The sequence below is a fragment of the Aureibacillus halotolerans genome (assembly GCF_004363045.1).
Taxonomy (GTDB): Bacteria; Bacillota; Bacilli; order Bacillales; family DSM-28697; genus Aureibacillus; species Aureibacillus halotolerans.
Window position 1 is genome coordinate 20,266 of record NZ_SNYJ01000028.1, and the last position, 11,255, is coordinate 31,520.

At 44.8% G+C, this 11,255-nt stretch carries 11 protein-coding genes and 1 pseudogene; 5 read left to right on the top strand and 7 right to left on the bottom strand.

The window, feature by feature from the left end; genetic code table 11:
* Positions 1-385: 385 nt before the first annotated feature.
* From EV213_RS19675 to EV213_RS19690, 4 genes are all read left to right on the top strand, one after another.
* Positions 386-1,051 carry a hypothetical protein gene (locus tag EV213_RS19675; RefSeq protein ID WP_133582286.1) on the top strand — a complete coding sequence of 222 codons (666 nt, stop codon included), beginning with the start codon at positions 386-388 and terminating at the stop codon, positions 1,049-1,051.
* 74 nt (positions 1,052-1,125) lie between these two features.
* On the top strand, positions 1,126-2,637 hold the full coding sequence (locus EV213_RS19680; protein ID WP_243740298.1) for a glycine betaine uptake BCCT transporter: 1,512 nt from the start codon (positions 1,126-1,128) through the stop codon (positions 2,635-2,637).
* A 145-nt stretch (positions 2,638-2,782) separates the two neighbouring features.
* Entirely contained in the window at positions 2,783-3,109 is a 327-nt protein-coding gene (locus EV213_RS19685; protein ID WP_133582287.1) for a hypothetical protein, read from the top strand.
* Between the two features lie 132 nt (positions 3,110-3,241).
* Entirely contained in the window at positions 3,242-3,829 is a 588-nt protein-coding gene (locus EV213_RS19690; protein WP_133582288.1) for a hypothetical protein, read from the top strand.
* A gap of 416 nt (positions 3,830-4,245) precedes the next feature.
* Here EV213_RS19690 and EV213_RS19695 read toward each other — a convergent pair whose 3' ends face one another.
* Both EV213_RS19695 and EV213_RS20935 read right to left on the bottom strand, forming a co-directional pair.
* Complete coding sequence (locus EV213_RS19695; protein WP_133582289.1) at positions 4,246-4,713, bottom strand: stalk domain-containing protein; 468 nt, start codon at positions 4,711-4,713, stop codon at positions 4,246-4,248.
* 33 nt (positions 4,714-4,746) lie between these two features.
* The gene (locus EV213_RS20935; protein WP_166639429.1) at positions 4,747-4,914 is read right to left on the bottom strand and encodes a hypothetical protein; all 168 of its coding nucleotides are present in this window, start codon (positions 4,912-4,914) and stop codon (positions 4,747-4,749) included.
* 383 nt (positions 4,915-5,297) lie between these two features.
* Between EV213_RS20935 and EV213_RS19700 the strand changes: the two genes are divergently transcribed.
* A complete protein-coding gene (locus EV213_RS19700) occupies positions 5,298-5,708 on the top strand; it encodes a VOC family protein (protein WP_133582290.1) in 411 nt (136 codons plus the stop codon).
* 78 nt (positions 5,709-5,786) lie between these two features.
* Here the strand turns inward: EV213_RS19700 and EV213_RS19705 are convergent, their stop codons facing one another.
* The 5 genes and pseudogenes from EV213_RS19705 to ltrA form a co-directional block, all read right to left on the bottom strand.
* A complete protein-coding gene (locus EV213_RS19705) occupies positions 5,787-8,042 on the bottom strand; it encodes a UvrD-helicase domain-containing protein (protein WP_133582291.1) in 2,256 nt (751 codons plus the stop codon).
* A 21-nt stretch (positions 8,043-8,063) separates the two neighbouring features.
* A complete protein-coding gene (locus EV213_RS19710) occupies positions 8,064-8,678 on the bottom strand; it encodes an HNH endonuclease (protein ID WP_243740299.1) in 615 nt (204 codons plus the stop codon).
* A pseudogene (locus EV213_RS21165) lies at positions 8,667-9,143 on the bottom strand (MrcB family domain-containing protein); the annotation flags it as partial. The pseudogene EV213_RS21165 and the gene EV213_RS19710, both read right to left, overlap by 12 nt.
* 18 nt (positions 9,144-9,161) lie before the next feature.
* Complete coding sequence (locus EV213_RS19715; protein ID WP_133582293.1) at positions 9,162-9,422, bottom strand: helix-turn-helix domain-containing protein; 261 nt, start codon at positions 9,420-9,422, stop codon at positions 9,162-9,164.
* A 416-nt stretch (positions 9,423-9,838) separates the two neighbouring features.
* The gene (gene ltrA, locus EV213_RS19720) at positions 9,839-11,098 is read right to left on the bottom strand and encodes a group II intron reverse transcriptase/maturase (RefSeq protein ID WP_133582294.1); all 1,260 of its coding nucleotides are present in this window, start codon (positions 11,096-11,098) and stop codon (positions 9,839-9,841) included.
* Positions 11,099-11,255 lie beyond the last annotated feature (157 nt).

Consider the following 11,255-nt stretch of genomic DNA (forward strand, 5'->3'; position numbering starts at 1 on the left):
GGGCATTCAGGCATTTAGAAAAACGTTTCTCAGCGAATGGCGATAGTAAAATTCTGATCTGTGCGTTTATGCAGAGGATGTAAAGGAGATATACCTATATAGAAACAAATGATGTCGATTCGCATGGGAATTATGTACTCTGCACATTATTTTTTCCTCCATTTTGGATACCCTATTGATGATCAATAGTCACAGTAGTATCATTGCAAGGGTTCGCTAACGTGTACCACTCGCTTTATAGACACCGCGCCATGCTCTATGGGCTTTCTCCCTGTAGAATTTTCGCCAATACCACTTGGCAAGAAACGTTTTACTCAACGAAAAACGACTTGCGCACAATTGCGTTACTCATTTTTAATTCATCCACTTGAGAGGAGTTTTACCGATGAACCTGTTTCAGATCAGGAAAGGGCAGCTTGTCTACCACAACAATGAGTTGCACCGAATTTATGCTGTTAAACAGATGTATAAACAATCTGTTCATGCCATCAGACTGCGGGATTTAGAACAAGTCTTAACGACAGCGCCAAGTGTGGAAAAGTACAAACCAAAAGAAGGCGACAGCTTTATTTTCCACCGCAAGCCGTATACGCTCGTGAAAAGACAAGCGGTCGAAGGGGATTCTATTTTAATACATAATCCCAAGCCTGACCCTCTTGATACGTACTCCCTGCATGAGATTGATGTCGTGGAAGAAGCTGATGAAAAGGGCATTTCGACGAGCAGATCTTTTGGGCTCAGGCATAACGAATATTTGGTCATGGCACCTGGGCGCGCCGAAGGAAGTCGGCCAATTGACCGCAAGCAACCCGATGGAACGGAAGATACAGATGTAGCAGAGGATGAGCATCATTTCGAGCATCCTGAAGGTGATGTATTTCCAAAGGTAGGAAGCATTTACCGAAAGAAAGATACGAAAGAGTTTATCGAAACGATGGTCATCGCCATTGAAGGCCAGCGGGTCTATCTTGGTGGCGGGTATAAGGTGACGCAGAAAGAGATTATGGACAAAGACAGGTGGGAATATGTCCCCAATTCCTTTCCTCAATAATGTTTGCATACTAGGGAAGGTTTCCAACGAAAAGCACAGCAACGCACCACATCTATTTTTATCGGAGGTCTCCTATGAGCAGTAAACGAAATGAAATGGGCAGTAAACGAAAAGATGGCAGTTCTGTTTTTATTATTTCTCTCATCATCACAAGCATATTTATTTTATGGGGTGTCTTTTTCCGGGACAACCTTGCTAGCGTAACGAATTTCCTCTATGGTGGCACGATTGATCACCTTGGTTGGGTGTATCTGGTCGCCTCCCTCTTTTTTGTCGTCTTTTCAGTGTTTATTCTCTTCTCAAAATACGGGGATATCCGCTTAGGCAAAAAAACCGATCGGCCCGATTTTAAGACGCCATCATGGCTCGCCATGCTGTTTGGCGCCGGCATGGGGATCGGGATTGTCTACTGGAGTGTAGCTGAACCCGTCACCCATTACACGAATCCGCCCACTGGCGAAGGATTTACGACTGAAGCAGCGAACACGGCAATGAAATACACGTTTTTCCATTGGGGTCTGGACCCTTGGGCGATCTATACCGTCATTGGCTTAGCCCTCGCCTTTTTCCAGTACAACAAAAAACTTCCGGCAGCGATCAGTTCCGTCTTTTATCCGGTGCTCGGTGACCGTATCTATGGTCCCGTCGGTAAATCGATCGATATTCTGTCGGTTTTCGCCACGGTCTTTGGGATCGCGACGTCGTTAGGCCTTGGTGCGATGCAGGTCACAGCGGGCATGCACCACATTTTCGGGGCACCGAACACGCTGGTCGTTCAGCTCATCGTCATCGCGGTAGCCACCGTCATCTTTACGATCTCGATTAATACAGGGTTGGAGAAAGGCATCCAGTTTTTATCGAATGCGGCGATGGCCCTATCCTTTCTGATTATGTTGTTAATCCTAATTGTCGGCCCAACGCTGACGATTGTTAAAACCTTCATGAACACAACCGGACTTTACTTAACGGACTATCTGCAAATGAGTTTACGGCAGACCCCGTTTGGCGGAGGCGAGGAATGGCTCGCCTCCTGGACGCTGTTTTACTGGGCATGGTGGATCGCCTGGGCGCCATTTGTCGGCATGTTTATCGCACGGGTATCCAGAGGACGGACCGTCAGAGAATTTGTCCTTGGCGTCCTCATTGTCCCGACCCTCGGCACCATGCTTTGGATGTCGATCTTCGGCGGCTCTGCCCTTGAACTCGTACACAACGGGGCAAACGGCGAACTAGCCACCTACATTGCCGATAACATTAACTTGTCGATCTTTACCTTTTTTGAACAGCTTCCGTTAGGCTTTTTCCTAAGCATCGTAGGCTTTGCCGTCGTCGTCATTTATTACATCACCGTCGCCGACACCGCCACCTTCGTGCTAGGCATGCTCAGTGAACGCGGAACGCTCAACCCGTCCAACAAAATTAAAGTCACGTGGGGCGTCATCCAATCCGCCGTCGCAGCCGTATTGCTTTTCGCCGGCGGCCTGGAAGTCCTGCAAACCGCCTCTCTCATCGCCGCCCTGCCCTTCGCACTAATTATGGTGCTCATGTGCTTTTCACTACTGAAGGGTCTGAAGAGCGAGCTTTAGAAGGGTGCACGGAAAATAACGAAAAATGAACGGACCGGTCTCCTTTGGGAGGCCGGTTTTTTAATGGATATTTTTGGTGAGCTAAATGATAACATGGCATTGGTCACGATATTTACAGGGATGGCGATCATCGGATCTACATTGCTTGGCTAGAAAGAACCATGTCGGCGTCTATGAGATCGGCTTTCGATCCAGTGGCCATTATTCATTGACTGGCGCAACCCTCATTTCCGGTGTTCAGCATAAAACGGTAAATGATGAATCCTTCACCTCAACCGTGACAGCTAAACTGACAGCTGAATATGAAGGCAAAACTTACAAAATCCAGTCAACGGGGTACTGTGGTTTGAATTATAAGGACGGCGACTGCTTTTCATTTGCCTTTTCTCTTGAGGACGAGCCTGTGCGTAAGGACGGGATCGTTAGGCTTACGATGACTGGTTTGTATGAGAATGTTTGGCGTGAAAGATGATGTTTTTCAAGTGAATGTGTATCATTTCATCAAAAAATTCGGCTTATTGTTTTGGGATATTGCCCTGATTCACTTGGAGAACATCCCCATTTATTTTATGATGAAGGGAAGGAATTGGGAGGTGCGATCGATTTGAGAAAACTAGTCCATATGTTCTTTGCCATTTTGTTTATCCTTTCTTCCACTGGGTGTTCATACAACGTCAACGTCGAGGTGAATAAGCCAGAATACGATGGAGGCCGCTTACACATTGGCGTTATTGGTGAAGCTCCCAACTATAATTTTGAGAGAATTACATTTCAAAAGGTGACGCTTGATCAATTAGGTGCAACTAACCAAGGCGCTTATGATGGCTACATGATCACTGAAGAGTTTTTTGTCGAGGCGTCCTTACAAAAATATAAACAGGCATTTAAGAACTTAACGGTCCCTGTGTTCTTTATCAATCTACATAAGCTCTATTGGTTGTATTTAGACGAAGATGCTCATTATGATGATTATCCAATCGTTGATAGTGTAGGCTACACACAAGGATTTATACCAAATGACGATGGCAGTGTGCAGCTTTGGCGCATTGAATTGAAAAACTATGAGGCTACTGAGGAAAATATTCGCGACATGTATGTAGAGGTCTTCCATAACCTAGACGAGTTTAAGAAAGATTGTGGTCGCAAAAGCAAGGTTTCGATAACCGTATGTTATGACCATGACCAAACCTAAGGGGATGGGCTAATGTTTAAACAGTAAAAGCGAGTATCAAGGATCCGTCTACCTTATTTCTTTAAATTAGACATCACTACATTGAACAGCAAAGTTGCAGAAATTAACGAAAGCAGCATAATAAGCGGCTCGTCATCATCAAAGATGCCTTTAAATGAGAGGTTGTCGACAATAAAGTAAAGGAACATGGATAGTAAAATGATTCCGAGAAGAATTGCGATGAGTTTGATGTTGCACACCTCCACAATGGTTCGGTTGATACTTGCTTAACTTTTATAATATGAATGTCCAAAAGTTCTACTTTATCAATCTTTATGGCGTTTTGGGTCCATAATATCGGCAGGGGTATTGTCTTTTTATACCTGCATGTTGTTAAAAGGCAGTCCTGAAAGTAATTAAAACTGGATCATGACTGCTTAATCCTTGAGATCTTCCTGTTTGATTTGTTCAGCTTCTTCTTCTGTGATGCCAAAATCCTTCATGAACGTTTCCAAGACCTGATAGTGTGGATCCGTTTCTTTAAGCCACTCATTAAAGTCTTCTTCTCCCACATGTCGAATGAGATAGCCGGGTATCGATTTGGAAAGATCGGCATCCCCTTCATACCAGGGAAATTTGATGCTGATAATCGTATCATCATATCTAGGCACTTTACGATAGTCGACTTCTGCATTCATTTGATCGGCGACCCACCTTAAAGGCACATACGTGTGATTGTTGTAGTTCAAAATGCTTTGGTTTTCCGGAATTTCTTTTTCCTCCGAATTTATAACCAAAGTAACTGGGTATAGTGTTGCCTTTATGAAGTCAGCAGCAAAAAGGGTCGTTGTACTTGTAACAATACCGCCAATGACCAACCCGGCAATAAATATTCTTATCTTCATAATTTACTTCCTCCTTCTATTGCATGTCTCTCCTCACGATTCATAGAACCTGCGCAACTCCTCTTCGTATAGATCTGCAAAAGTATTGCCTTCTTCATCAAAAACAACTTGATCATCTTTCGAAAGCTCTACCGGCTTTATTCTGTCCAATCCAAGCTCTTGCTTGATCTCTTCAATGGACTTTTGTGGCTCTTTATTCAACCATGCACCCGCCTTTACAACAGAATTAGCAACAGTCGTACTTGTTTCAAGTTTAGCAAATGAGTATTTACAATAGCTCACCAGAGAAATGTGTTATAAATAGCGCAAATATGCTGAGGTTCATGTCATGACAAAATAGCATGTATGACGCCAAGAACGGATGTTTCTGAAAATCATTACACTAAAGGTACAACGATTGGAAATAGATGTCAAACGAGATGCGTGAGGTTTTATACTGGAGGTATCGGTTGAGGGATATTTGATGCTGAGATGGTGGATGGCTTCAAATTACTGCCTTGAAGGGGATTTAAGCAAACGAGAAGAAATTATAAAAGATTTAAAATGCTAGAATAAAAAGGACTGAAAAAAGGGAGAGATGCTCAGTGGTTAAGGTCAACGTGTATTTGAAATTTAATGGGCAAACAGAGGAAGCGATGTTGTTTTATAAAGATGCGTTGAAGGTCGATTTGGCAGGTCCCATTGTGCGCTATCAAGATATGAGTGACAAAGAATTACCGGATGAAGAAAAAAACCTTATTTTAAATATGGGCCTTGATTTAGGTGACAGTTTGATCATGGCAAGCGATACGAAGGAACCTATGCACTGGGATTTGAGCCCGAATATAACAATAAATCTTAATCCAGAATCCCGGGAAGAAGCGGACCGGTTATTTGCGGCATTAAGTGAGGGCGGAAAAATCATCTATCCGATTGAAGATCAACCATGGGGAGATTATTTTGGTCATTTTAGGGATAAGTTTGGTGTGTCCTGGGATGTTATGGTGACTGGCTGAGATCTCCCCCTTATAATTAGCTGTCCGAGTTTTTAATGATAACCACCGTGGGATAAACTCAAGGGGGGGAATCAACAATCATGACGATGACGTCTGCAACACGTCCTTCCTCCCCTTCTCCATCGGCGACTGACATATTGGACAGGGTTTAGAATCGAGTTGCGCCTCTTTGTGGTTTGAAATACGCTGCCAGACAATGCAATCATGGCCTGTGCAGATCCACGCATTCACGGTTTCCATCTTTCCTCCACGAACCGGACGTGGGGATGGATTTTGTGTCGCCTTGTCTTGGAAGATGTCTGAGAAGAAGCGGGAGATGTCGGTCTCTCTCCCTTGCGAACTCTTAGGCGAACTCACCACCAAATGGGATTTCGCTCGGGTAATGGCGACGTAAGCGAGCCTGCGCTCCTCTTCCAGCGCTGCCTCCACTTTTTGCTTCTGTGACAACGAGGGGTACGTGTCTTTCATCTTGCTTGCGTCAAAAATGGAATGATGCGGAATCGTGCCTTCCGAAGCGCCGATCAAGAACACGATCGGAAATTCCATGCCTTTTGACTTGTGAATCGTCATTAACGACACCGCATCCTCATCATTCTGTACAGCCCCTCGAGCCATCATCGCCTCCCTTTTGCGTTTGAATTCATCGATAAAATGAATAAACTCTGTAACGGTCAAAAACCGTGCAGCGGACGACTCAAGCTCATCCAGCTGATCCAACAGATTCTCCTTGTATTGGGAAAACTTGCTCGGTTGGTTGGCCTGCAAATAAGCATCGTAAAACGCCTGCCTCATCTTTTGGATGGCTTGCTGGGGCTTCATTTTATGTAACGTCGGGACGAGCGCAATGCGTTCCGTCACTTGTTTCTGCTGGAACCCTTTGAGGCTTGGGAATGAGTTTAGGTGATCGAACGGATGATCATTCGCATGTATCCGCTCTTTGTTCTGCAAAAATTCCCTTCCCTTGTCTCGAGGAATGTACAAAGTAGGCAACACATCATCGATCGCCTCAAGTTTTTGTGGATCAAGGCTCAACCGTAAATGAGCGAGCAGAGGCTTGACGACCCAATGATCATAAAACGTCTCCTTGTCCCCGTAATCCATGTATGGGATATGGCTCAAGGCTAGCTGTTCCAGCATCGCCCGGCTGTTTGCCGAGGAGCGAAACAAGACGGCAATGTCTTTATAGGACTGCTTTTTCTGCTGCACAATACGGGAAATTAATTCAATCAAACGTTCTGCCTCATCGTCCGAATTTGTCGGGCGGAGATACCTTGGCACTAAGGGGCTGGTATTTGTCGCTTTCAACGTCTTTTCTTTGCGCCGTTTGTTCTTATGAATCACAGCGTTCCCGAGACCGATAATTCGCTGTGTCGAGCGGTAATTGATATCGAGCGTCACCGTTTCGGCATTTGGGTATTGCCGGTCAAACGCTAAAATGAAGTCACTGTCGGCCCCGTTAAACGAATAGATCGTTTGGTCATCGTCACCAACCACCATGAGGTTGTTCTGCGGCTGTGCGATCATTTGAATCAGCTTGTATTGCACGAGATTGGTGTCTTGAAACTCATCGACCAAAAGATAGCGACATTGCTTCTGTAGCGCTGCCAGGACGTCAGGTTGCTTGCTCAGGAGCTCATACGCCATGAGCAGCACATCATCAAAGTTGATGTAGTTGTTCTGCGCTTTCCAGTCCTCGTAAGCGAGGAAGATGTCCTTAATTTCTTTCTCGACAGCATCGCCTAACTCGCGAATGTTCTTCAGCTGCAATTTATAAAACGAAAGCAAAGAAAGTATCGTCTCTGGCTGGTATCGGTCTTGAAAGCCGAGTCCTTTGATGATCTTTTTCATCGCAATCTGTTCTTGGCGACCGCTCCCTAAGATGTCTTTGTCTATGCCGTTTTGCTTAATGACGCGAAGAAAAAACGAGTGGTACGTTTGGGCTTTAATGCGCTTCGCTTGCTGGGCATCCATCCCGGGCAGTTGGGCGACGCGTTGTTTCATTTCATCGGCCGCTTTTTTGGAGAAGGTCACTAAAAGCAAGGCATTTGGATCAATCTGGCGCACCGCACAAAGATACCCCACACGGCCCACGAGCACCGAGGTCTTGCCCGAGCCGGCCCCCGCCAACACCAAAAGCGGCCCGTCGCCATGACGCACCGCTTCGATCTGAGGTTCATTTAAATGAATGCCGCGCTGCTCCAAAGCACGAAAGTAAAACGCATCAGGTGCCTCTGGTGGAACGAGCGTCCGGCTTGTTGTTGTTTCAGCCATAGGGGCTTGAGGAATCGTGACGCTTGTTTGGAACGGTGTTTCGGTAAATTTGTTGTTGGTCATGGGGTCACCTGCTTTTTGCAATTAGAGATCCAGCTCCGTAAAGTTTAAGTCATCTGAACGCTGGGAATCATACATCTTTGTCAGCTTATCATAGGTAATGTCGATACCAATGACATGTAATCGCTGCTGCCGCTGGTCAAATAACCTTTGCAGCAAAACGTTTCGTTCTTGAGGCGTCCCGTGATGAAGCAGACGATGGCAATTTGGGCAAAGGGCAACAATATTCGCAGGTTGGTCTAAGGCGAAATCGTATTCTCCTTGCCGTGAAAGCAAAACTAGATGATGCGCTTCGACATAGGGGCGCTGCTTGCTCTTTGAAATAAACGTGTGATGATGGGGGTCCACCTCGCAGGCAAAATTGGCCTGGCGTAGCGCCTTCCCAGCTATCGTAGCATCCCGCCCATACACAGTCTTGCCTGAGGAGATGAGCGTTGCAGGTGGTGCTTTCTTTTTTTTATCTGCTGGAACTGTGGAACCTTCATCAAGCTTCTCGTAAATAGTATCCTGATAGCTGGCCTCCTCATCCTGCTCATCCTCCGGAAAAATCGCATCGCTCTGTGCCAACAAGCTATCATTGAAGCTGGTCGGAGAATGTCGACCCAATAGAATTCTAACATCATTATATACCTCTACCATCTGAGTGAGATCCGATTTTAACCTCTCAGCGCTAGGCATGTCAGAAAAAGAGTAATACGCGCCGGTGATGTGGCAAAGTTCATAACCTTTAGCACGGGGACTTTCCCACTTTAGGTCAATTTGTTCTAATGAGATATCATCTGGAATGTTTAATAGTCTTGATCGCACATTCCAGGCAGTTACCCTTACTTTTTGACGAGCAATTTTCGTCCCATATTTTTCTTTAAAATAATTCCACCCTTGATGAAGACTAAGATACACTCCTGAACCGTCTCCGGCAAAAAGATAGACGATGTAGTACCCGTACGTAGCTGAAGATGTAATACGATTATCTAAAATCGCAACCCAAGGAATGTCTGCCCACCGTCCCTGGCCAACCGATCCTTCAATTTTATATAAAGAGTCTTCTAATGAAGCCGTTTTTTTTAATAGTCCCGGGAGATCTCGTCGAACGAAATACGCAGTAGAGTGGTTTTCTAGTAATTAGGTTTTTGCAGATGAATATTCTAGCATCACTCTTTGCAGACCTTGGAGGAGCTCATCTTTCACGTGTGTGTGTAGGAGCTCGTCCATAGAGATGCTTAATGCATTCGAGATCTCACCCAGTAGTTCAACATTAACCGATTGATTGTTTTCTTCAACATTTCTAAGAGATGTAACATCTATACCAATTTGATTAGCCAACATACGTTGCGTAATTCCGCTCTGCTCCCGCAATGCTTTCATGTTGTTCCCAATACCCATGAATACAACAACACCCTTTTTTGGAAAATATGTATCGATACATATTTTATCTTAAAAAGGTTGAGTTATAAACTTTTACGCACACATCAGGTGACAAGAACTTAGCTCATTGTATATTATTGCATATCCGAAGAGAAGTGGACTCTTGTATGAGTTCTGTCTTATATATAAACAATTTCTAATTTCAATATACAGAAACGTTCGATATATTGGTCTTGCGGTTTAAATAACTGTCCACATGCCATTTACCAGCCCTAGTCCTCTAACACTCCCCTCTTTTCATCCTCACTCATCTTTTAGACCTATCCAATGGTTGATGGAACAAAAACTCCGCACGCAGATCATAATCGAGTAGGAGGGGGTGATTAACCCCCGACCTCTCACACCACCGTACGTACCGTTCGGTATACGGCGGTTCATGAAATATTCCGTAAGTATTTGTATCTGTCCGTAAGACTCTTAAGTCCTCTAGATCTCCAATATTGGATGTCTAATGTTCTGTGTAGAATCGGACTACAAGCGATACGCCAATATCCCTTTCGGGTATTGCCCCATTCAAAGGCTTTGTCTTTAGGAACACCTAAAGACACAAGCCTTTTTACTTTGGTCTTGATTTTCTTCCATTGTTTCCAGAGACACATTCGCAATCGTCTCCTTATCCACATATCCAGTCCTTGAAAGATGCTAGGCGTATCTGCTAATGCAAAGTATCCACACCAGCCGGTTAGATATCGGTTGAGTTCTTTAATCCGCTGTTCCATAGAAAGAGGACGTTTCCGCGAGGTAATCTCACGAATTTTCGCTTTCACCTTCTTTAGACTTTGCGGAGCGATTCGAACTTTGGGTTCTTTATTCCATGTAAAGCTGAATCCAAGGAACTTACGTTTCCACGGACGGTCTACCGCACTTTTCTCTTGGTTGACCTTCAGCTTGAGTTTCTTTTCAATGAACGTTGTAATTGAAGTCTTCACTCGCACTCCGGCTTTACGCGTTTTAACGTAAATGTTGCAGTCGTCCGCATAGCGGACGAATCTGTGGCCGCGGCTTTCCAGTTCCTTATCCAATTCATCGAGAACGATATTCGATAATAAGGGGCTTAACGGTCCGCCTTGTGGTGCTCCTTGAGTGGAATCCGTCACTACGCCATGAATCATTACTCCAGACTGAAGGAACTTACGAATCAGCTTTAAGATCGTTTTGTCTTTCACTTTCTCCGCAAGCTTTGCCATCAATCTGTCATGGTTCACTTGATCGAAAAATTTCTCCAAATCAAGGTCTATCACCCATCGATATCCTTCTTTCATGTACTGTCTGGCTCTCCGAATTGCATCATGCCCACGTCTTTGTGGACGAAAACCATAGCTGTATTCAGAGAATTGTGGATCAAACACTGGATTCAACACTTGGGCAATGGCTTGTTGGATGAAACGGTCAGTTACGGTAGGAATGCCTAATAGCCGAACTCCCCCGTTGGGTTTCGGGATTTCGACCCTTCGGACAGGGCTCGGTTTATAGGTTCCGCTCTCAATCGATTGTCGAAAGGTGTGCCAGTTTTGCAGGATATGTGTCCGTAAGAATTTTACGGACATGCCATCTACTCCATGGCTACCTTTATTGACTTCGACACGTTTTAATGCCGATAGGAGGTTTTCCCGTGATAATAGCTCCTGAATCATCCGATACAACTCCTTGCGTGAATTGGTTTCTCTCTTTGTGCCATGGATGAACTCTGCCCTCTTGTTAATGCTGCTTAATAACGTCTTAATGTTGACGGTGTTGTTTGTCCGGGGATTGACGGATATAATGTCCTTAATCACCCTGAAGAAAGGAAAA

What these genes read in the sequence shown, in the direction of transcription:
- EV213_RS19675 (WP_133582286.1), top strand. Translation starts at nt 386, where the DNA reads ATGAACCTGTTTCAGATCAGGAAAGGGCAGCTTGTCTACCACAACAAT.
- EV213_RS19680 (WP_243740298.1), top strand. Translation starts at nt 1,126, where the DNA reads ATGAGCAGTAAACGAAATGAAATGGGCAGTAAACGAAAAGATGGCAGT.
- EV213_RS19695 (WP_133582289.1), bottom strand. Translation starts at nt 4,713, where the DNA reads ATGAAGATAAGAATATTTATTGCCGGGTTGGTCATTGGCGGTATTGTT.
- EV213_RS19705 (WP_133582291.1), bottom strand. Translation starts at nt 8,042, where the DNA reads ATGACCAACAACAAATTTACCGAAACACCGTTCCAAACAAGCGTCACG.
- EV213_RS19710 (WP_243740299.1), bottom strand. Translation starts at nt 8,678, where the DNA reads ATGGTAGAGGTATATAATGATGTTAGAATTCTATTGGGTCGACATTCT.
- EV213_RS19715 (WP_133582293.1), bottom strand. Translation starts at nt 9,422, where the DNA reads ATGGGTATTGGGAACAACATGAAAGCATTGCGGGAGCAGAGCGGAATT.
- ltrA (WP_133582294.1), bottom strand. Translation starts at nt 11,098, where the DNA reads ATGATTCAGGAGCTATTATCACGGGAAAACCTCCTATCGGCATTAAAA.